This is a genomic window from Rhodoferax sp. GT1R46 (assembly GCF_056521285.1).
Window position 1 is genome coordinate 131,625 of the sequence record NZ_JBWMBC010000007.1, and the last position, 22,847, is coordinate 154,471.

12 protein-coding genes are annotated in these 22,847 nt (G+C 63.2%); 7 read left to right on the forward strand and 5 right to left on the reverse strand.

Annotated features, from left to right (window positions below; all coding sequences use genetic code 11):
* The first annotated feature begins 62 nt into the window (after nt 1-62).
* From AC097W_RS15580 to AC097W_RS15595, 4 genes are read left to right on the forward strand one after another with little or no spacing between them, the layout of a single operon-like run.
* A complete protein-coding gene (locus tag AC097W_RS15580; RefSeq protein ID WP_479603535.1) occupies nt 63-3,347 on the forward strand; it encodes a DUF6603 domain-containing protein in 3,285 nt (1,094 codons plus the stop codon).
* Nucleotides 3,344-6,844 (forward strand): hypothetical protein, encoded by a 3,501-nt coding sequence (locus AC097W_RS15585; RefSeq protein WP_479603536.1) that lies wholly within the window; start codon nt 3,344-3,346, stop codon nt 6,842-6,844. The genes AC097W_RS15580 and AC097W_RS15585 overlap by 4 nt, the downstream gene beginning before the upstream one ends.
* Before the next feature lie 46 nt (nt 6,845-6,890).
* Nucleotides 6,891-11,861, forward strand: coding sequence for a hypothetical protein (locus AC097W_RS15590; RefSeq protein WP_479603537.1), 4,971 nt, complete (start codon nt 6,891-6,893; stop codon nt 11,859-11,861).
* Nucleotides 11,862-11,878: 17 nt separating this feature from the next.
* Nucleotides 11,879-13,825, forward strand: coding sequence for a hypothetical protein (locus tag AC097W_RS15595; protein WP_479603538.1), 1,947 nt, complete (start codon nt 11,879-11,881; stop codon nt 13,823-13,825).
* A gap of 18 nt (nt 13,826-13,843) precedes the next feature.
* On the opposite strand, the gene gspF is transcribed toward AC097W_RS15595, so the two are convergent.
* Complete coding sequence (gspF, locus tag AC097W_RS15600) at nt 13,844-15,082, reverse strand: type II secretion system inner membrane protein GspF (protein WP_479603539.1); 1,239 nt, start codon at nt 15,080-15,082, stop codon at nt 13,844-13,846.
* A gap of 159 nt (nt 15,083-15,241) precedes the next feature.
* On the opposite strand from gspF, the gene AC097W_RS15605 reads away from it, so the two are divergent.
* The 3 genes from AC097W_RS15605 (at nt 15,242) to AC097W_RS15615 (ending at nt 18,054) form a co-directional block, all read left to right on the forward strand.
* The gene (locus AC097W_RS15605; protein ID WP_479603540.1) at nt 15,242-15,838 is read left to right on the forward strand and encodes an OmpW/AlkL family protein; all 597 of its coding nucleotides are present in this window, start codon (nt 15,242-15,244) and stop codon (nt 15,836-15,838) included.
* 296 nt (nt 15,839-16,134) lie between these two features.
* Nucleotides 16,135-17,052, forward strand: coding sequence for a lipase family alpha/beta hydrolase (locus AC097W_RS15610; RefSeq protein WP_479603652.1), 918 nt, complete (start codon nt 16,135-16,137; stop codon nt 17,050-17,052).
* A gap of 9 nt (nt 17,053-17,061) precedes the next feature.
* Entirely contained in the window at nt 17,062-18,054 is a 993-nt protein-coding gene (locus AC097W_RS15615) for a lipase secretion chaperone (RefSeq protein ID WP_479603541.1), read from the forward strand.
* A 19-nt stretch (nt 18,055-18,073) separates the two neighbouring features.
* Here the strand turns inward: AC097W_RS15615 and AC097W_RS15620 are convergent, their stop codons facing one another.
* The 4 genes from AC097W_RS15620 to gspN form a co-directional block, all read right to left on the reverse strand.
* Entirely contained in the window at nt 18,074-18,436 is a 363-nt protein-coding gene (locus AC097W_RS15620; RefSeq protein WP_479603542.1) for a hypothetical protein, read from the reverse strand.
* Nucleotides 18,437-18,518: 82 nt separating this feature from the next.
* Complete coding sequence (locus AC097W_RS15625; protein ID WP_479603543.1) at nt 18,519-19,928, reverse strand: GspE/PulE family protein; 1,410 nt, start codon at nt 19,926-19,928, stop codon at nt 18,519-18,521.
* Nucleotides 19,925-22,027 (reverse strand): type II secretion system secretin GspD, encoded by a 2,103-nt coding sequence (gene gspD / locus AC097W_RS15630; protein WP_479603544.1) that lies wholly within the window; start codon nt 22,025-22,027, stop codon nt 19,925-19,927. Before gspD ends, AC097W_RS15625 begins: the two co-directional genes overlap by 4 nt.
* Before the next feature lie 17 nt (nt 22,028-22,044).
* Nucleotides 22,045-22,842, reverse strand: coding sequence for a type II secretion system protein N (gspN, locus tag AC097W_RS15635; protein ID WP_479603545.1), 798 nt, complete (start codon nt 22,840-22,842; stop codon nt 22,045-22,047).
* Nucleotides 22,843-22,847 lie beyond the last annotated feature (5 nt).

Consider the following 22,847-nt stretch of genomic DNA (forward strand, 5'->3'; position numbering starts at 1 on the left):
GCGACCGTCAAATCAAAAACCGGCTCGGCGTGCACCGCAAGACCCGGGCTCAGGGAGGTTGCATGGCCAAGCCGGACAAGGTCTTCTTACAAGCCTATTCGTGGTTCAAGGGCTCCATTGCGCGCGGCTTGGCCGCCAGCCACATGCCTGCCGCACAACAGGCGCAGGTGGAATCGCTGATCTGGCAAATGCTGGGTTTGCTGAACGCGGGAGCGCCGCCAGCCGACCCCAACATTGAAGACTTCAAGGACAGCGGTGCCGATGGGCAATCGCTGGCACAGGCGTCTCAGGTCATCGGCGAATCACTGGTGGCGCTTGATATTCTGAAAGACGCTGTGGCCGCACTGCAACCGGGTGGCAATCCGGCCGCAGCACTGGTGCTGGTTGGCCCGGTCATGCGCCAGATCGAGCGGCTCACACACTCGCAGCCCAACAGCCACCTGCCCAGCGCCTTCAGCATCGCGAAGATGCTGCTGATGCTGAGTGGCGATGCCAGTGCCAACCCCGCGGCAGGGCGCGAAGCCGCCAAGCTGGCGACCCTGATGGGCGCCACCACGCCGCAGGATGTTGAAAACGTGCAGACCGCGCTGGCGGTTGTCAGCCTGGTGATTGGCAGCGCAATTGACCGTTCGTTCACCGCGCCATCTTCAGCACCTGCCAGCGGCTGGGGCGTGCCCCAGGTGTTGCCTGACTTTTTGGGAAAACCCAAGTGGACGTTACCTGTAACGCCGGGCCTGGGTGCGACGCTGGAATTTGACATCGGCGCGTCCAACGCCATCAAGGCAGCGCTTGCGCTAAATCTAAAACGCAACGTGCCGCAGGATGGCCATTCTTTCGCGGTGGACTTCACGGCAGACGCCGGTGTGAGCGTGCTGCTGCCGGTGCTGCCACCGGGCGCGGTCAGCGTCAGCGGCAATTTCAACGTGGGCCTCAACCTGTCGCGCAGCAACCCGGCCGGTGCGCTGGTCATTGGCAGCGATGCGCTGGGTGCAAAGCTTTCTATTGGCGAGCTGGGAGTCGCCTTGAGATTGGCCAACGGCGAGCCTCGCCTGGGTTTCTTTGCACGCAAGGGCAAGGCAACGTTAAAACCCAGCGACGGTTTTCTGAAACCCATCCTGGGCGACGGCATCTCGCTTGACTTTGCCATTGAGGCCGAAGCTGACCGCTTTGGCCAGTTGCGGCTGGTCAATGGCACCGGGCTCAAGGCCAATCTGCCCGTGCCCACCCTGCCTACCGGGCCGTTCAAGCTGCAGGGCATCACCTTTGGGCTGTCACCTGACGCGGGCAGCTTTCTCAAATTGAAGGTTGAGCTCTCCGCTTCATTTGGCGTTGAGTTGGGGCCGTTCCAGGCGTCAGTGGAGCGCCTTGGCGTGCTGCTGGAATTGAACATTGACAACCCGGGCACACCGCTCGGTTTCGCTTTCAAGCTGCCCAACGGCATAGGCCTGGCGCTGGATGCGGGCATCGTCAAGGGCGGTGGCTATTTGAACGTGGACGAGCAGGGCTATGCGGGCGTGCTGGAATTGAAGATGCTGGCGGTGGGCGTCAAGGCCATCGCGATTTTGAACACGAAGTCTGAGGCGGGTTTCTCGCTGCTGCTGCTGATCTTTGGCCAGTTCCCGGCCATTCAGCTGTCGTTTGGTTTCACCCTGACCGGTGTGGGTGGGCTGATTGGTGTGCAGCACACCGCCAGCCCGACGGCGCTGTCGCAAGGCATTGGCAACGGTTCGCTGGACGTGGTTCTGTTCCCGGCCAACCCGGTGGGCGATGCACCGCGCATCATCAGCACGCTGCGCACGCTGTTTCCGGTCAAGCGCGGCGGCTTTGTCATCGGGCCCATGCTGGAGCTCGGCTGGGGCACGCCTAGCCTGGTCACTGTGCGGCTGGGGCTGCTGATCGAAGCCAGCCAGTTCGTCATCCTGGGCCAGGCCATCGTGCAGCTGCCACCGCTTGTATCGGCCAATCTCGCGCTTCTTTACCTGCGGCTTGATTTCGTCGGCTCGGTGGTGTTTGACCCGCTGCGCATCGCCTTTGATGCCAAGCTGGTCAACTCGCGCGTGGCGTTCATCACCATCACCGGGCAGTTTGCGTTTCGCGCGCAGTTTGGAAACAACCCGATGTTTCTGATCAGTGCGGGCGGTTTTCACCCGCGCTTCAAGGAAATCCCTTCGGATATTCCGGTGCCGTTTGACCGGGTGGGGGCCAGCTTTGACATTGGCATCATCGGCGTCTCGTTCAAAGGCTATTTTGCTGTCACGTCAGCCACCATCCAGGCCGGGTCTGAGCTGCGGGTGTGGGCAGACGTTGGCATCGCCAGCATTGAAGGAGGTTACGGGTTTGATGCCATCTGCTACCTGGTGCCCAGGTTTTATTTTGAAATCGACCTGTTCGCTTACCTGGCGATCGAAGTCTTTGGCATCGATTTCGCGTCAATCCGGCTCGAAGGCTTGCTGGCGGGCCCGGGGCGCTGGCACATCGCCGGGCGCGCCAAAGTGCACACGCCGTGGCCGCTGCCGGATTTTTCGCTGAACATTGACGAGGCCTGGGGTACCGACCGCGACACACCGCAGATCACGGTGGACATTGCGGCCGAGCTGAAAAAGGAAATTGACAAGCCCGGCAACTGGAGTGCGCAACTGCCCAAGGGTGGCGAGAGCTACCTGAGCCTGGCCGACATTCAGCCCGGCACCGCAGTGCTGGCGCATCCGCTGGGCAGCCTGTTGTTCCAGCAAAAGCTGGTACCGCTGGAACTGCGCATGGCCAAGGCCAGCGGCAGCAAAATTACCGGTGCCAACGAATTCCGTAACGCTGCGCTGAAGTTAACGCAGGGTGATGCTGCACCTGCACCCAAGCTGCTGACGACGCGGACCGACTTTTTTGCTGCCGCCCAGTTTTTGGAGATGTCGCAGGATGACAAGATGGCCAAGCCGTCGTTCGAGTCGTTCCCGGCAGGGTATGAGATGCAGGACGATGCCTACGAGTTGGGAGAGATATTCGAAGAAACTCTGAACTATGAAGAGGCGGATCTTGGTGCGGACCGGGTGGACAAAAAATCACGGCGAAAGGGTGACGAGCTTTATCTGGACGCCATGCACGGCCCGCTGCTGGCCTTTGGGGCGGCTGGCCTGTCCCCAATGCGCGACCGAGCGCTGATGCAACCGCCGCAGGCCACCGCCCTGCGCGTGAACCCTGCCCCCGTGGTGGTGGCTGACAAAGCCGCATTGACACCGGTGGCTGGCGCGCAAATCTTTACCAGCGTCTGGCAGGCCGAGCAGACACGGGTGTTTGCCAGCAACCTGGCACGTGCGACCACCCAGGTGGCAGAACTGGCGGAGGTGACAGCATGAGCATTCCCTACAGATTCATGCCCTGGGTGCGGCGCGGGCTGGCACGCTCGCATCAGAATGCCGACGCGGTGGGTGCCCCGCTGGCCACCCGGCCCAAGGTGACTATCGGCCTGACGATTCAGGCCCAGCAGGACGGCAATGGGGTGGCGGCGGTATCCGGCAACATTGATCTGACGCTGTACGCGCCGGGTGATGTGATCGGCATCGATCCACGCCTGATGGTGCGCACCGACCCCAAACCCGGCATCACGAACTTCGAGCCCAACTACCTCGCCATTGTTGATTTTGATCCGCCCGATTTTCCGTGGATGCTGACGCCTGCCAGGGCCGACACCGGTAAACCGCTGCGGCCCTGGCTGGTATTGATCGTGGTGGACCGCAGCATCGTTTCGCCACCCACGCTCAAAAGCGGGCATCCACTTCCTTCCATCACCTTGAGTGCGGCAGCCGTAGCCACCGAGTTGCCCGACTTGGCCGAATCGTCGCTGTGGGCGCATGCACAGGCCGTGTCCGAACGCGGCAAAGCGGATTCCGATGGCCTGGGGCGGGAGATGCAGGCAGCGCCCGCCCGCAACATTTCGCGACTGGTCTGCCCACGCCGCCTTGAAGAGCGCAAAAGCTATGTGGCCTGTGTGGTGCCAGCCTTTGACGCAGGCCGGCTGCGGGGTCTGGGTCAGCCGGTTCAGTCTGCCAGCCTGGGCCCCGCGTGGGACAGCGCGCAGCCGACCGAGATGGAACTGCCGGTGTACTTCCACTGGGAGTTTTCGACCGGCCCGGTAGGTGACATTGAAACCCTGGCGCGGCGGCTGAAGCGGCCAGACCAATACGCGTCCAACTCGCCCGCCGACGTGGCATTGCGCGCGCAGTTGCAGCATATCGGCGAGCAGGTGATTGCAGTGGATGGTGATCACCTCCTGTTTACTGGCACAACGCCGGGGCGCACCATTTTCGAAGGTGCGATGGTGTCGCTTGATTTCAAGCCGAGCCCGGCCGACGGCGGCTTTGCCGCGGGGCTCGAAGCAATGCTCAACAGCGGCCAGGCACTCGCTACGAGCGGCGTGCCCAAAGCGGATCTCGTCCCGACGCTATCACCACCCATCTACGGCGAGCACCCGGCCAAGCGGCATGTCGTGGTGGGCAGTGAGGCAGACAAGCACTGGCTTGACGGCCTGAGCCTGCAGCCGCGCTACCGGCTCGCTGCCGGCTGGGGGGCTGAGTTGGTACGCCGCAACCAGGACGAGTTCATGCAGGCGGCGTGGCAACAGGTGGGTGATGTGCTGGCGGCCGAGCGGGCGTTTTCGCTGTCGCGCCTGTCGCGCGACATCCTGAAACGCATTGAAGTGCGCCACCTTGCCAAGCTGCCAGAGGCCCGGCTCTTGGCGGTACTGGCACCGGCGCGAGCGCGCATCAAGGTCGCGCCCGAGGAGAGCCTGTTCGGGCGCATTGGCACGGCCACGCTGCCCGACGAAATTTTTGGCGGGGCCATGCGCAGGCTGACGAGTGCGCGAAGACCCACCTTCCGCATGGCGCAATGGCGCGAGCGGGATTTGGCGCAAGTTGGCATGACACAGCAGATGACGTCTTTGGTGGACCGCTTTGCCAACGTCACCAAAAACCTGGATGCGATTGACCCCAACCGTGTGGTGCCGGATGGCTTTTTGGGCAGCCGCTCGTTTGACAACATCAAACTGCCGGACGATGCGGCGGCGATGGTTGATTTGATGCCCTACCTGGGCCTGCCTGGCAGTCTGCCGGTCGGCGAGATCCGACAGATTCAGCGCGACAATGCCACGCTGCGGGGCCAGGCGCAAGGCGCTGTGCGCAAGCCGCCCGCCATAGGCGATGTCTGGCACCGCGGCCTTGTTACCGAGACGCATGCGCTGCGGCTGGCCGAGCTGGAGCGCGCTGCGGGTGCGCCGCTGGCCGGCAATTTTGTGCAACTCATTCAAGGCGCCAGCGTGCGCGGTTCGGAAGGCGTGTTGCTGTCGGTGCAGCAAGACGGCCAACTGGAGAATCAAGTCAGCGCGCAGGCATTGAAGATCGATGGCCGCAGCGGCAACCTGAAGCCCTTTGCTGGCAGGCTGGTCACGGGCGGCGGCCGGGGCGCGCCGGTGGAGAGGGCCACCCGCGCAACCGCTACTGGCAGCGTGGGCGCTGTCTCCATCCGTGCGCTGCGCCTCTATGGCAACGACGCCGTGTTCACCAGCCTGCCTGCGAACACGCTGGGCCAGGGTGGCAAGGCGGTCAGCATCGGTGTGTCAGCTCCGGGCCGCTTCGACGCGGTGCCCGGCCTTCGCCCGGATGACCCGGTCCGAGTGCTGCCTACCATCACCATGCCGCCGGCCATCAAAGACCGCGCGGTGCTGGAGCGCTATTCGGAAGCGTTCAAGGGATACCAGGACCAATGGAGCGCGCTGCCGCAGGAGCAGTCGGTGATTGCAGTGGATTTTGCAATGGCCAGCTCGGCAAGCCAGGTCCGCACGCGGGTAGACCCAGGCCAGACCGTGCCAGCGCGGCTGGCCAGCACGTTGTCGCTTGGGGATCAGCCGGTGGCCTGGACGTCAGCCGGCATGTCCAACACCTTCATTTCCACAAGCCTGAAAAGCGCGTTTACAGAACAACTGCGCTACGTGATTCCGCGCACCTTTGACCGCGTGATGGCCTTCCCTCATCTTCCATTTCCCCTGTCCCGCAAACTCGAGGTGCTGGCGCCTGACGTGTTCCTGCCAGGGGTTGGCGTGCTGCCTGAGGATTTCATCATGGCCGTCAAGACCAACCCGCGTTTTGTCGAGGCGTTGATGGTGGGAGCCAACCACGAAATGGGCCGTGAACTGCTCTGGCAGGGCTTTCCCACGGACCAGCGCGGTACCCCGTTCCAGCATTTCTGGCAGCGACTGAACGGCGGCACTGACATTGCACCCATCAATGAATGGCTCGACAGCCCGCTGGGCCAGCAACACGGCAGCACACCGATGCTGGTCCTGCTGATCAGGGGCCAGTTGCTGGAGCGCTTCCCCACCCTGTCGGTCTACGGCTATCCCATTGACGCCAATGAAAACCGGCCGGGCGGTAGCAGCCCGCCAGTGGCTGCCGATGTGGACGACCCCAGGCAGATGGACCCCAAGCGGATGATTCCACCGGTGATGAAAGGCCATCTTGGCAAAGACATCACGTATGTGGGCTTTGCCATCAACCCGGACGACATGGCAAAGTATTTCTTCATCCTCGAAGAGCAAATGACCGAGCCGCGTTTTGGCTTTGACGAACGCGTTGGCAATGGGGAAAACAGCAACAAGTGGCTGGATGTGGACTGGCTCGATATTGGCGTTGGTTCTGGCGCCTATTTCGGCAGCGCTGCCTTGCAGCAGGCCCAGCCGGCAGTAGGCAATCCGAAATGGGCCGCACCGCACGCGGCCATGGTGGCCGATGCCCTGCTGCAACGGCCCTTCCGGGGTTACTACTCCGGCGCGAGCCTGAAAACGCTGAAAAACGCGTGAGACAAACAGAAAAATACGTCTGAATAACCAGGGAGGGGTGCCAGCCATGCCACGCATTGATCTGAACCTGTCAGCACTGGCGCGGGAGCGTCTGTCGCTCCAATCGCTTCAAGCAGAGCAGCGCAGAGTCGAGCTTGACCTGACTGCCAAGCAGGCGGCGCTGGACGCGGCGCAGCGCGCTGGCGAGTCACCCAACGTCACGGGCGTGCTGCGCGAGGCCGTGGCGCAGGCCACTCTGGCACGCCAGCGCCTGGCAGACCGGCGTCGCGCCCTGTCAGCCGACGTTGACGGCCTTGCCAACGGCTTGCTGCGCGAGCTCGATCCCGCACAGCTGGTCGAATCGATGGACGGCGGGCAGCCTATCGCCTTGCTGCCGATGCGGCTTGAAACACGCTACTTCCCGCCAGGGCAACCCGACAGCCTGCGCGTGCGCGTCTATCCGGACGACCTGAACACCATCGAGCACACCAACGCCCTGACCAGCGACGAGCTGCAACGCGGCATGGACCATTGGCAGGCGCGATTTCGCGGTGATGAAGACGACGCTGCACGCATCTCACGCGACCTGGCGCTGGTATTTGGTCGCGGACGTGCCGCCTGGGTCATCCGCGCCACCACGCCAGACAACCTTGACGCTCTGGGCCAGGAAGGCGCGGTACCCCGTTTTGCGGATGTTCAAACCATCAGCGCCAAAGCCAAGGAAACGCGCGCTGTGTTGCTGCCCGACCGCTGGTGCGGCATCGGCTATGCGGCGGGCCGGCGCGAAGTGTTCCGCGTCTGGGGCAAGCGCATTCCAGACGAGTTACTGCTGTCGCCCGACTGGCTGAACGCGGGCACGCCCGAGCCGCTGCTGGGCGGCGAACGGGCCTGGCTGGTTGATTTTGATGCCGCTGTGGAGAAAGGCATGGCGCTGACCATCAGCCAGCAGGCCGTCAACGACTACGCCCGCCAGCACCACGCGCGGGCCTTTGACCTGGCCACCGGCACACTGGAGCGGCTGGTGGTGGTGGGTCTGGAATGGACCAAAGACCCCGCTACCAGCGCACAAGAACTGGCCGACCTGCTGGCTGCGCAGCGTGACTCGCATGGCCTGGGGTTTGTGCCACTGGGCACCCCGACCAACAATACCGAAACAGCTCCAGCCGGCCACAGCCCGTCACAGGAGCGCACTGCGCCCGCAACAGTTGCTGAAAACGCGCTGCTGCCCAAGCAGAAAGACGCCCTGCAACTGCTCACCAGCGCATTCGGATTGCCACCTGACAGCCTGCCCGCCGACAACATTGCCAACGCACACCTGACGGAGCAGCGCACCGCCCTGCATATGATGAATGCATTGTGGCGCGGCACGTTTGGCCATTACCTGATGGAGTTGTGGAACACACCGGGGGAAGAAGAGTTCCGTCTGCTGAAAACGCCCACGCTGTATGCGTTGCGCCGTTACGCGGTGTCGTATTTGCGTCCTGCGGGCCCGCTGCCGTTGCTGCGCGTGAACAAGCAGCCTTACGGGGTATTGCCTGTGGTGGGTCGCAGGTTTGAGAATGCCAATGAGCGCAGTGCCGAAACGGCCATTGACAATGCCATTGGCGGTGTACTGGGCGTCTTGCGGCCCATGTGGGAAGTCGTTGTGGCAAAAGTGCCGCTGCTCAAGGACGGAAACGTCAAAAAAGCCCAGGACATTCTGCAAACATCACCGTGGTCCCAGGCCGCGTACTACAGGGACCGGGCGGCTGATCCGCTGCTGTCGGTTCGACAACCGTTCCTGGAGGAAAAGCCCGGAACCAAAGGCGACCTCATCCAGAAGCTGCTGGCCTCGTTTGGCGTGAAGGACTACTGGCGCGTCAATCTGTACACCTACAAGAATTTTTTGCCCGAGGACGCTTACCCTGCTGAGTACCTGGCGGGAGTGCCGTGGGTGCTGGCCGATGCCAAGGCAGAGCAGCACGAGGCACCCAACGACGCCACGCTGCCGCCTGAAAAGAACTACATCGCCACCATCGCCGCCGCATTGCGAAAATCACCCGCTGCCGGCGACACGGACTTGAATGCCCAGCAGGATGGCCCGGCGCTGTTACAAACCCTGCTGGCCTATTCGGCGCAAATGGAACGCCATGACGCAGTGGAGGCCACGGCCAGGCTGGGCACAGCCCTGTCCAAAGGCGCAGCCTACGCGACAACGAAGATGGTGTACGTGGAAGCGGTCCGCCAGACGGAGGCCACTTTCAGCGTGAGCAGCCCCAAAGAACTGGCGAGCGTGTCGATACCGTCCATCACCGGCAAAGCCACGCTGGGTGAACATGTTGTGCAGCAATTGAACCTGCAGCCAATGGCACTGGTCGATAGCGAAGCCACCAAGGCCACAGCAGCGCTGTTTGACGCGGTCCAGTCCTACACCAAGCCAACACGCGACGTAGGTGCCGTGGCACTGAGCCTGGACTATCTCTCCAAACAGACGGTAGGCGACTTGAATCACGCGTTTCGCACCACGTTGGATGCCTTCTCTTACCGACTGGACGCCTGGCACACAGCGCGCGCCAGCCGCAGGCTGGAGCAGCTACGCGTGCAAAACCCCACGGGCATTCACATTGGCGGCTTTGCCTGGGTGGAAAATCTCAAGGCCGACCACCGCCCCGACAGTGACGGCTACTTGTTGGCACCGTCGCTCGGGCAGGCATCCAGTGCGGCCATTCTGCGCAGCGGCTTCATGGCCAACCAGGAGCAGGGCGCCTTCAACATCGATCTGGACTCACGGCGCACGGGGCGCGCACAGTCCATTCTGGAAGGGCTTCGGCGCGACCAGCCGCTGGCAGCGCTGTACGGCTACCGCGTGGAACGTGGCCTGCGCGACGCGGCCTTGGGCAAATTCATCTGGCCGCTGCGCCTGACGTACCCGTGGCGCGCTGCCGGTGGCGACGCCAAAGACGAGCCGCAGGAGGCCATTGGTGCACGCGATGTGGTGGACGGTGTTGCCCTGTTTGCGGCGTGGGAGTTGGACGCCGGCGCGGCCGTGCGTGCGCGGCTGACCCAAACGATGAGCGCTCGCCCGGGCACCGGTGCGCCGCCGTCTGACGTGGAGTGGGTCGAGGTGGCAAAAATAGTTGCCGACGGGCTCGATCTGGCAGACAGCGTGAGCGACCTGCTCATGGCCGAAGGCATGCACCAGATCATGCAGGGCAATTTTGAGCGCGCGGGCGCCGCCATGGCAGTGGCCGACAAGCAGTCGCTGCCAATTGAAACCCAGGTGTCCCGCACGCCGCGCGGCGGTGCCAGCTACACGCAACGCGTGGCGCTGCTGTGCCCACCGCCAGACGAGGCCTGGCCGCGTGATCGCCGCTCGCGCACGGAACCGTCGCTGAACGCTTGGCTGGCGCACATGCTGGGCGACCCGGCACGCTATTCGTTCACAGCCCAGGTGCACCGCCTTGTCATTGATGACGCCAATCCGCAGGGAAAACCCGTCGTGGACGAACAATCCAGCACCGTGGCTTTGGCAGCTTTGGGCCTGTCGCCCATCTCCTTGGTTCTGATGGCCACCAGCAGTTCGGCCAGCAACATGACGGGCCCGGTGGCTAACGGTGCCGACACCGGCTTTCGCGCCCGGCTGGTCACGGCGTTTGCCGACCAGTTGGACAACCCGGGCAACGTCATTGGCCTGGACGTTTCGCAGGAGGGCGAGGATGCTGGCATGCTGGGGTTGGGCCACTTCGAGGCGCTGGCAACCACCTTGCGTGCCCTGCTGGACAAGACCCGCGTGCTGACCCGCAAAGACATGCTCCCGCCCGACGACAAGATTGAAAAGACGCTGCCCCCTGAGGGCGAATACCCCGGCGTTGACAGCGCGGAACTGCAAGCGCGCGCCGCGGCACTCATGGCCGATTTTTCCGCGTTGGCAGACCTGCTCGACGCCAGCGCCAATGCCGACGAGTTGCTGGCCAACCTGGGCGCCATGGACGACTTTCTGCCGCGCCAGGCATGGCCCCAGCAGGTGCTGGCCATTGATGCAGCCAAAGCCGACCCCGCCACGCGGGACGAGCGAGCGATGGAGGCACGTCTGGCTTTGAAGGCACTTACCGACAGCAAGCGCGAAGCCGTCAATGAGCCAATTGAATTGCTGCCAGACCAGCTGGCACCCACCCACGGGCAACTCGTCAAGCAGGCCATGGATCAGATCAAGCTGCTGCTGGGCAAAGACTTCCCCGTGCTGCCGCTATTTTCAATTGGCGCCTATGCCACCGGGTTCAATGCGTCGCTGGCCGAGCAGGACGCACTGACGCAGCAAAGGCCATGGTGCGTCGCTGGCTGGGTGCCCAAGCTGGCGCGTGTGCGCGACGGGCTGGACCGGTTTGCGGCAACGCTATCGGCCCGTGAAGCGCTGGTTGGACTGGGGACCGACGACTTCAAACTGCTGCAATTTCCGCACCGTCCCGGCCAAATTTGGGCGGCCTTGCCGCAGGCCTGGCGTGAGCCTGAGGGCACACCGCTGGACACCACCCGAGTGCCCGAAGAACTACGCGATTATCTGAAGCAGCAATCCGGCGCGCCGTACAAAAACATCAATCGCACCGCGCCCGACCTTGCCTTGGTGTTGCATGCGCCCGGCGGGCTGGACGCACTGGCTCAGGACCGCCTGCTGGCCGGCCTGGTGTGCGACGAATGGCCGGAATTTGTGCCTGACCCGTTTCAGACCGCCGCCATTGCTTTTCACTACGACGCGCCGGGCGCGCGGCCTCCGCAAAGCATCGTTCTGGCGCTGCCGCCGCGACTGGGCCAGGAGAACTGGCACTTTGACGACGTGCTGGACGTGATCCATGAAGCCTGGGACCTGGCCAGGCTGCGCGGCGTCAAACCGCTAGACCTGGAAGGCAGCTTGGGTCTGGTGCTGCCGGGCAACTATTTGCCACAGAACTACACCGACGTGCTGCCCAGCGTGCAGATGCTCAAGCTGTTGCGCGACGCGCGCAAACGGCTGGTGTCCACGCAGCTCAAGAAGGGTGCGGCCTTCACGCTCGGAAAAGTGTAATAAATCAGGAGGGCACCATGGTTTGGGAATTTAAAAAAGAATTTGCGGCACCCACATATTTCGGTCCGAAAAAGCCGTCAATCACGGGCGTCACCCGGCTTGAAACACAGCCCGCAGCCATCAACCTGAAGAGCGGCCTGCAGGCAGCGCTGGCCGACCCGCTGTGGATGTTGTCGCGGCAATGGCAGTTCAATGAATTTCAGGGTGAAGATGCCGGTACACCGTTGAACCTGGCGTTTTCGGTAGAAGGCACACCCGCTGATTTTTTTCGTTCGGGCCACGATTTGCAAAGCCCGTGGGAGCCTCTTGTCCAAGGCAGTGCGCCGCTTGAAGCCCACGTCGAAGCCGAACCCGTGTGGAAGACCCATGCGCGGCTGCGGGGCGAAGCCGGGCTGCATGCCTTGCGCATGCTGCCCAGCGCAGACGCGCGCGCTGCGCTGCTCGCCGCGTACGCCATGACGCTGGCGACACCGACCGACCCGCAGGCTGACATGGCGGGCATGCTCTGGTCAACACTGTTCAACGCCCGAACGGTTGATGCACAGCGGCTGGCCGATGACCTGCGGCCTCTTGACGATGGTGCGGGTGGGCTTGTCGCCCTTCCCGCCGTGCTGAACATCACGCCGGTTGATGCCGAAGCCAGTAAAACCGCCTTGGCCGCGTGGCTGGCCTGGCTGGATGAACTGGCCTATGAAGGCCCGACCCAAGGCGCTGGCGAAAACCCGTCCTGGCAGAAGAACCGCATGGAATATGCGTTCTCCATGAAAGCCGGCAATGTGGTGCTGAAGGCGGACGAATACACCGATGGTCATCTGGACTGGGATGACTTCCGCGCGGAAGCCGCGCCAGCAGGCGAGGCGGTACCCGCAGTCGGCGCACCACCGGTACAGACGTTCACTGTGGCATCGCGCCACCCGTCACCAGTGCGCTACCCGGGCATGCCAGCCGAGCGGTATTGGGAATTTGAGGACGGCAACGTCAGCTTTGCCGGAGCTGAAGCCGGCGTCACCGACCTGCTGCGCATGACCATCACCGAATTTGCGCTGACCTTTGGCAACGACTGGTTCGTGGTGCCGGTGCGTCTGCCCGTAGGGGAGATCTATCGGGTGGCCCGCTTCCAGGTCACCGACACCTTTGGCATCCCCGCCAGTGTGGGCCCCATCAGCGAGCCAGGCAACCAGGCTAACCCGGTTCCGTGGACCCTGTTTGAGTTGACTGCGAGCGCGAACTTGCAGGGGCAACTGCGCCACAACATGTTCCTGCCCGACAGCGTGGACGGCGTGCAGGAAGGCGCCGTGCTGGAGAATACTTTTCTGGTGCGCGACGAGATGGCCAACCTGGCGTGGGCGATCGAGAAGAAAGTACAAGGCGTCTCTGGCGAACCGCTGGACCGCGACATGGAGGCCAAAAACCTGGCGTTCCAGCAGCAAATTGATTTCAAATCGGCTGACGATAGCCCGCAACTCGTCTACCGCTTGGCAACGCCGGTTCCCGCCAACTGGACGCCGCTGCTGCCGGTACGCCCGCTACCGCTGGATGTGCTGAACCCGCTCGCAATCCGGCTGGAGCGCGCCGGCATGAAGCGGTTCTACCCCGAAGCGTCGGTTGAAATGCTGGGGTCGGTTGACCCGGACTACTCGGCGTTTTTGGACGGGCTGGATGCGCAGAAGAACTTCATAAAAAAACTCGCGATTGATGCGAATCTGCGGGCCTATGTGTTCTACCCACGCGGACACCTTCTGCGCAATGATCCCGGGAAACCCATGCCCGATGACGAGCGCCTGCTGATCGAAGAAGAAGAGGTGCCGCGCATCGGCGCCAGCCTCAAGCGCAAGTTTCAGTATGCGCGCAGCAGTGATGGCAAAAGCTGGCTCTGGGTCGGGCGCAGCAAAACGGCGGGGCGCGGTGAAGCGTCAAGCCAGTTGCGCTTTGACGTGGCGGTAAAGGCGACGACGCTGCGCTGACGGTTGGGCTCCCGACGCTTATCGCACCAGCTGGTTGAGCTGAATGATCGGCAGCAGCACCGCCAGCACAATCAGCATCACCACCAGACCCATGCCCACGATCAGAAGCGGCTCCAGCAGCGTGGCCAGTTGCATGGCGCGGCGTTGCACCTCGGTGCTCAGCTGTTTGGCGGCCCGGTCCAGCATCAGCGGAAGTTGGCCAGTTTGTTCACCCAGGCGGGCAAACATGCCCAGCAACCCGGGAAAGCGTTTCTTCTGCGAGAGGGCGGAAGCCAGCGGCGCGCCTTCACGCACCAGTACCAGGGCGTCCAGCGCATCGGCGCGCATCGAGCGGTTGGAGAGGGTGTCTGCGGCGGCTTGCAGCGCCTTGAGAATAGGCACGCCCGCTGCCGCCAGCATGGCCAGTGTGCTGGCAAAGCGGGCTGCGTTGTAGCCCCGCGAGAGGCGTCCGACCAGCGGCAACTTCAGCCACGCGGCATCAAACTTCTCACGAAATGCGGCGCTAGCCCACGCCAAACGTGCGCCGATAGCTATAAAAACAATAGCAAGAATGATGAGCCAGCCCTGGTTGCGCACAAAGCTGCCCAGCCCCAGCATGATGACCGTCAGCACGGGTAGTGCGCGTTTGCTGCCGGCAAACACCTGTGCCACCTGTGGCACCACATAGGCCAGCAAAAAGGTGACGATCACCACGGCCACCAGTGTCACGATGGCCGGGTACAACGCGGCGCCTATCAACTGCGATTTGAGGGCCTGGCTCTCCTCCAGGTCGTCCGCCAGCCGCTCCAGTACCAAACCCAGGTTGCCGCTGTGCTCACCCGCGCCCACCACGGCGCAGTAGGTGGTGGAGAACTCACGCGGGTGCTGCGCCAGCGCCGTGGCAAATGCCGCACCCCCATTGACCTCGGCGCGCAGGGCGGCCACCAGATTGCGTTGTCGCTCGTCCTCGGCCTCGTCAGCCAGTGCGGTGAGTGCGCGCTCCAGCGGCAGGCCGGACGACACCAGCCCGGCGATCTGGCGCGTCCAGATGGCCAGCGCGGTGGATCCAAATACGCGCGCGCTCCACAGGGTGGTTCCCCGTCTGGCGGTGCCCTGACCCGCTTTGCCCGGAGTGCCTGCGCCCACGAGCTCCACACCCAGCGGCACCAGAGCCTGGGCACGCAACAAACCGCGGGCTGTACGGGCGCTGTCGGCTTCAATGATTCCTTTGCGGGTTTCGCCGTCGGCGGTCAGTGCTTCAAAGGTGTAGGCGGGCATGGGGCTATGTTAGCCGCAGGCTTGTTGTGGTGCGGCGGCCACTTTTTCTTGTCTTGTGTGACTAAGGGTAAACCCTTTGATGCACATCAAACCCGTTTCTGGCGTTGCGACGTTCAATCGATTTCGGGAATGTCCCCGACACTTTATTAGCTGGTCAATATGAAAAAACAAGTCATCGCCGCCGCCGTACTCTGCACTCTGATGTCGGGTGCTGTGTTCGCCCAACAGGCCAAGGAAGGCCCATGGATGGTGCGCGTTCGCGCCGTGGATCTGATCAGTTCCAACACCGACAGTACGGGCGCGGGACTGACGGTGAACAACAAGTGGATTCCCGAAGTGGATATCAGCTACTTCTTCAACAAGAATGTGGCGGTCGAGTTGATTCTGACCGTGCCGCAGAAGCACACCCTGTATTCCAACGGCGCTGAAATCGGCACGCTGCAGCATCTTCCACCGACGCTGCTGGCGCAGTACCACTTTGATGCCAACGGCTTCAAACCCTACGTCGGCGCTGGCGTGAACTACACCCAGTTTTCCAGCGTGGATATTGCAGGCGGAGCCATCACCCTGGACAACAGCAGTTGGGGTGGTGCCTTGCAGGTGGGCGTGGACATTCCACTCAGTGGCAACATGTACCTGAACTTCGACTTGAAGAAGGTCTACATCAAGTCCAACGTCAATACAGGTGGCAATAGCATCGGCACCTTCAAGGTGGACCCTGTCTTGTTCGGCATGGGCGTGGGCTGGCGCTTCTAAACCCGATCCTGCTTGGGCGAAAAGCCCCGCTGCGCAGACGCGCAGCGGGGCTTTTTTATTGGCGTGGGCCGGCGCACCCGGGTTTACCAGCGTGACAAAAAATAGTCGCAACACTATGCTTCGTTAAAAGCACGACCGTGCTATTTTGATTGGGGCCGACTGACACAAGCAATCGGTACCCGATCGTCCGGCGACAGCGCCCACACCCCCACCGGTCGCACTGCCTTTTCAGACGGATTCCTTCAACCCTTTTGGCCTCACGGGCCTTATTGGAGACTATTTTGAAAAAGACTTTGATGACCTGGCTGGGTGCCTGCCTCCTGGCACTTGCATTGACGCCTGCCTCTGCCCAGGCAGCGGGCTACACCGAAACAAAGTACCCCATCGTGCTGGTGCACGGCTTGTTCGGCTTTGACAACATTGGACCGGTGGACTACTGGTACGGCATTCCGTCGGCGCTGCGCTCGGACGGTGCCCGGGTGTATGTGGCGCAGGTGTCTGCCGCTAACAGTACTGAAGTGCGGGGCGAGCAGTTGCTCACGCAGGTCAAGCAGATTCTGGCTGCCACCGGTGCCGCCAAAGTCAACCTGATTGGCCACAGCCATGGTGGGCCCACCATTCGCTATGTCGCATCGGTGCGCCCTGACCTGGTGGCATCCGCCACCTCGGTGGGGGGTGTCAACAAGGGCTCCGCGGTGGCCGATTTAATCCTGGGCGTGGCCCCGGCAGGTTCGCTGTCCAACACCGTGCTGGTCTCGGTGACCAACGGACTCGCCACGATCATCAACTTCCTGTCCGGTGGTTCAGGTTTGACCCAAAACTCGCTGGCCGCGTCCCAATCCCTGAGCACGGCAGGCTCGCTCAAGTTCAACCAGGCTTACCCGGAAGGCGTGCCCACCACCGCATGCGGTGAAGGGGCCTATACCGCGCGTGGCGTGTCCTACTTTTCCTGGAGCGGCGCCAAGCCCTACACCAACCTGCTCGACATCATCGACCCGGCGCTGGCACTGACGTCTCTGGCGTTTGGCGGCGCCAAGAATGATGGCCTGGTGGCCAGCTGTTCCAGCCACTTGGGGCGCGTGATCCGTGACGACTACGCCATGAACCACCTCGACGAAGTCAACCAGACCATCGGTCTGGTCAACCTGTTCGAGACCAACCCGGTCACCCTGTACCGCCAGCACGCCAACCGGCTCAAAAATCTGGGTCTGTAAAAAAAGCGTATGCAGCGCAATCGCACCCGGACCATCCTGGGCTTAGGGGCACTGGCTGCCGTGGCAGCGGGTGCGCTCTGGTTTTTTGGCGGGCCGGACAAGGCTGCTGAGGCGCCTGCGCAGCCCGCTACGTTAGCCGCGATTGCGCCCATTGCGCCACCTGCGGCCTTTGTGCCCTCCATGCAGGGCACCATTCCTGATGGTGACTTGCGTGCCCTGCAAAGCGGGCCGGCACTGGGCCAGCCAGGCGGTTTGGCGTATGCAGAATTGAGGCGCTTGTTTGACTACTACTTGAGCGCCGTGGGAGAGCAGAGTATTGCGGCCATCGCGCAACAAGTGAACAGTGAGCTCGATCGGCGATTGCCTGCGCCACAGGCGAAAAAGGCCCAGCGGCTGTTTGCCCTGTACCTCGAATTCAAGCGTGAACTGGTGGAGCTGGAAGCCAAGCCAGACCTTGCAGGCAATGGCGTGCAAGCCATTCGCCGGCGCATGCTGGCCATGCAGGACCTGCGCTCCCGCTATTTCAGCGGCGACGAATCACGGGGTATGTTCGGCTTTGACGATGCCTACGACCTGGATGCGGTGGCACGCCTGGAGGTTAGCCAGAATCCGGCGCTGAATGACGCGCAGAAGAAGCAGCAACTCGCGGCCCTCGATGCCGCCATGCCCGCCAACCTGCGCAGCGAGCGCGAAGCCAGCCATGTGGTGGTTCGCGTGGAACAGCAGGCCACCGAGTTGCGGGCCAAGGGCGCCAGCGAAGACGAGATCTACCGGATGCGTGCCAAGGAATTCGATGCACAGGCCGCTGCGCGTCTGGCGGATGTGGACCGGGACGAGGCCGACTGGAAAAGCCGCATCGCGAACTACCTGAGCGAACGCGGAAAACTGCTCCAGTCACAGGCGGACGTCAGTGAGTCAGAACGGCAACTTGCGCTGACGCAGTTGCAACAATCCCGTTTCACCGAGGAAGAGCGCCGCCGCTTGTCTGCCTACGAGCAGTAAGGCGGATTCTGGGGTCTGGTCAGTGTTGTAGCCGCTTGCCGTGCGGCAGGCTGGCCAGGCGGGAAAACATATGGCCGCAGTAACCCGTGATGTCCAGGCACTTGTTGATTTCGTCCACCGGCAACGGGCCTGAAATGACCACGATGTCGTTGGCGCTGTCCTGTGCGCCGGCAGCCCGCAGCCTGCGGCGCGTGTTGCTGGCCCACGAGTGAATGCGCGAAGGGCTGCCGTGCTCCTGCAGTTCGCCGGTGCGGGCGTCAAAGGCAATGGCCACCGTGTCGGTCATCAGCCGCAGACGGTGCTCGCCGGTGACCTTGCTCGCGGGCGTGCTCAGGTCATACAAATGGTAGTTGCCTTTTTTGAGCTGGTATTGCAGTGCCATGTTGTCTCCTGGATGCTGCCGATTGTGGGCCGCGGCAGGGACAACTAAAGCGAAAGAAAAGCCGGAAATCCGGCCAATTGAATCAGTCCCGCGTGACGCGTACCAACTCTTCGCGCGATGTGATGCCGTTTTGGACCAATCGCTCCCCATCGTCCCGCATCAAGGTCATGCCGTTGTGCAGCGCGGCGACCCGGATCTCGGCTTCGGATGCCTTGCTATGAATCTGTGCCCGGATGGCGTCGTTGGTGACCAGCAGCTCGAACACACCGGTGCGGCCCTGGTAGCCGGTTTGCCCGCAATTCGGGCAACCCGCGCCGTGGCACTGGGTACACAGTTTGCGCAGCAGCCGTTGCGCCAGCACGCCCAGGAGTGAGGAGCTGAGCAGGAACGGCTCAATGCCCATGTCGGTCAGACGCGTCACGGCACTGGCTGCGTCATTGGTGTGCAGCGTGGCCAGCACCAGGTGACCCGTGAGCGAGGCCTGAATGGCAATCTGCGCGGTTTCGAAGTCGCGAATCTCGCCAATCATGATGATGTCCGGGTCCTGGCGCAGGATGGCGCGCAGGGCCTTGGCAAAGGTGAGGTCAATCTTGGCGTTGACCTGCGTCTGGCCGACGCCGGGCAGCTCGTATTCAATCGGGTCTTCCACCGTCATGATGTTCTGGCCGCGCGTGTCGAGCCGCTCCATGGCCGCGTACAGCGTGGTGGTTTTGCCGGAGCCTGTGGGCCCCGTGACCAGAATGATGCCGTGGGGTTGCGAAACCAGATGCTCAAACTGCTTCAGCACCTCGCCTTGCATGCCCACCGACTCCAGACTGAGCTTGGCGCCACTCTTGTCCAGCAGGCGCAGCACGGCGCGCTCGCCGTGGGCACTGGGCAGGGTGCTGACCCGCACGTCCACCGCGCGGGTACCAATGCGCAGGCTGATGCGGCCGTCTTGCGGCAGTCGCTTTTCGGCAATGTCCAGCTCGGCCATGATCTTCAGGCGCGAGATCAGCGCAGCGTGCAGCGCCCGGTTGGGCTGCACCACGTCGCGCAGCGTGCCGTCCACTCGGAAGCGCACTGTGGAGTTGCGCTCGTAGGGTTCGATGTGGATGTCGCTGGCACCGTCGCGCGCCGCTTGCGTGAGGAGCGCGTTGAGCATGCGGATGATGGGCGCGTCGTCCGAGGTCTCCAGCAAATCCTCAATGGCGGGCAGGGCCTGCATCATGCGCGACAGATCGATGTCGCTTTCTACCTCGCTCACCACCGTGGCGGCGCTGGATTCGCTCTGGGCATAGGCGGCGCTGATGCGCTGGCGCAGCAACTCCGGTGCTTCCACCTCAACGCGGTGCACCGCAAACTTGCGCATGACTTCGCTCACGCCACTGGCCGCGCTACTGCCTTCCAGGCTGTGCAGCCACAGGGTGAGATCACCCCCATGGTCCTCCAGCAGCATCTGCTGGCTGCGTGCAAACGCGTAGGGCAGCGAATAGTGTGCGGGCAGGCTCATGGCTGTTTGGTGGGGGCAGGCAGCGCCGGAATGGGGGCGGCAGGCAGCATGGGTGCTTCGTTGATCGGCACCATGGTGCTGGGTACCGGCTGGGCCTGCTGCTGGTTGCTGCGCATCATGTCGTAGCGGTCCAGGGACAGGGCGTCGCTGGCAGCGGCATCCCGCACCACCACCGGGCGCAAGAACACCATCAGGTTGGTTTTCTTGCGGCTGCGGGCCTCGCTTTTGAACAGGTTGCCAAACAGCGGAATGTCGCCCAGGCCCGGCACTTTTTCCTGGTTTCCGGCGTATTCGTCCGACAACAGCCCCCCCAGAACCACGATGGCGCCATCGTTCACGAGCACGTTGGACTCAATCGAGCGTTTGTTGGTGATCAGGCCGGTCGCGGAGTTCACCGACGAGGCCTGCACGCTGGAGACTTCCTGGAAGATGGTGAGTTTGACGGTGCCGCTCTCGCTGATTTGCGGCTTGACCCGCAGTGTCAGACCCACGTCTTTGCGTTCAATGGTCTGAAACGGATTGACCGTGTTGCCTGTGCCACCGGTGTTGGTGTACTGGCCCGTCACAAACGGCACGTTCTGGCCAATCACGATTTTGGCCTCTTCGTTGTCCAGCGTGAGCAGGTTGGGCGTGGACAAAATGTTGCCGTCGCCATTGGCCTCCAGAAAGCGCGCCAGAAAGCCCAGTACATACACGCCGTTGGTCTGGTTGGCGACGCCGATGTTGATCCCGGTGGACGGCGCGACCGTGCCCGAGGCTGCCTTGGTGGCCAGGCTGATGATGTTGGCACCCCCAATGCTGAAGTTGGTGCCGAGCAGGCCCACGTTGGCGTCACCGGCCTTGCCCAGTGCCCCTTGCCACTGGATGCCGAACTCGGCCGCCTTGTCGGCATTGACCTCGGCAATCAGGCTTTCCACAAACACCTGCGCGCGCCGCGCATCGAGTTTGTCGATCACGGCGCGCAACTGGCGGTACTGCGGTTGCGATGCGGTAATGATAAGGGCGTTGGTGGCAGGGTCTGCCTGAATCTGGCCACCGGTGGACGGTGCACTGGCTGCGGCTGCGGTGGTGCCGGGAGCGACCGGCAGCCCGGGTGTAGGGGTCACGGTCGGGCGGGCTTCCGCGCTCATGGCGGCGCGCAAGGTCGGTGCCAGTTGCACCGCATTGGCGTTCTTGAGGTACACCACGTAGATGTTGCCGGCGTCGCCATTGGCCCCGTTGCTGGCGGGTTTGTCCAGCTTTTCAATGAGCGACAGGGCCAGTGCCAGGCGGGCTTGGTTGGCAGCACGCAAGATCAGTGCGTTGGAACGGGGCTCAGCCAGGATGGTGGTCTTGAAGCTCGTGTCCCCCTGGCCGGCAACCGCACCGCCGCCGGAGTCCAGCAGGCGCAGGACCAGCGGGGCCAGGTCGGAGGCATTGGCGTTCTTGAGGGGAACGACCTCCAGATCGGTGGCATTGGCCACATCCAGCGCCGCCACGATGCGGGCCAGGCGGCGTAGGTTGTCCGCATAGTCGGTAATGACCAGCGAGTTGTTGCCGGGGTTGACGTTGATGGTGTTGTTGGGGCTGATGAGGGGCCGCAACACAGGAACCAGGTTGTTGGCGTTCTCATGCTGCAGCCGGATGATCTGGGTCATCAACTGGTTGCCGCTGCCGCTGCCGGTCCGGTCTCCGGATTCCGCCACGGCCACCGTGCCCGCCTGCAGCTTGGCATCCGCCTCGGGCAGTACCTTGTCCAGGTCATCGCCCTGCACGATGGTGAAGCCCTGCAGCCGCAGCAGCGTTCGGAATTGCTGGTAGGCCACGGCGGGGGACACGGGCGTTTCCGTGTTCAGCGTGATGGTGCCTTTGACCCGGGGGTCGACCACCACATTGCGCCCGGTCAGCGTAGCCATGGTGCGGGCCACCGCCTCAATGTCGGCATTGGTGAAGTTCAGCGTGATGGGCTGGCCGCGTTTGGGTACGGCGGCATTGGCCGCTGGCTGGGTCGTCTGCGCCTGCAGATTGAAGGAAAAAAGGCCTGTAGCCCCCGCCAATACGGCGTAAGCAGCTATTGAAATAATAGCGGATGGATGGCGTTTGTAGAGAATGCGTTGCATACGGCGTGATCCCACGTTTAGCCCACTTTGATGATGGAGCGCGCGCCGTCGCGTCGCCCAAGAATGTTCAGGAGATTGGAGAGCGCCTCCACGCGTTCCGGCGCAGCGCTGGCCTCCCCCTCGAATCGCAGCCGCTGCCCCACCCATTGGCCCTGGCCGGCGAGCTGCAGGCTGCCCTCCAGCGTGGTGAGCTGGAAGGTGGAGGGGGCGCCTCCTTGTAACGTGAGCCGGTAACTGCCCATGGGCTGGATGGTCGACAGGCGTGACGAGACCTGGGTGGCGTCCAGCTGCACGCGCCCAGACAGGGACAGCCGTCCTTCCACCCACTGCGCAGCAAAGCCTTGGCTGGAGACCACCAGTTGGCCTTGGGGCTGCACCGTGTTCCACGGTGTCCCCAGGCCGGCCAGCAGACCGGCGGGCCATCGGGACTGACCGTCGGTCAGCGTGAGCTTCAGTCCGCCCCAGCCGGCCAGTCCGGCGGTGAGTTGCAGCGGCTGCGCAGTGCAGCAGTCTGCAGTGATCTGGGCCGTCACGCCACCCCAGGTGGGGCGAATGCGCCAGGCCAGCAGACCCGGAAGGGCGACGGCGTCGGTGCTGCCTTCGCCGCCTGACAGTACCAGTTGGGCAGAGCCTTGCCAGACCGTACCGCGGGCATCGGCCAACTGCACTTGCGCACCACTGACCTGCTGCACGGCGGCTGCCAGCCAGCGTGCCGGGGCAAACGCCACGGTGGCAAGCACCAGCCCGGCCAGCGCGCCCGCCCACGCCAGGCCCCAAGGGGCGGTTTTTGCGGAGTGGGGTGGTGTGCGCGCCATGGGCG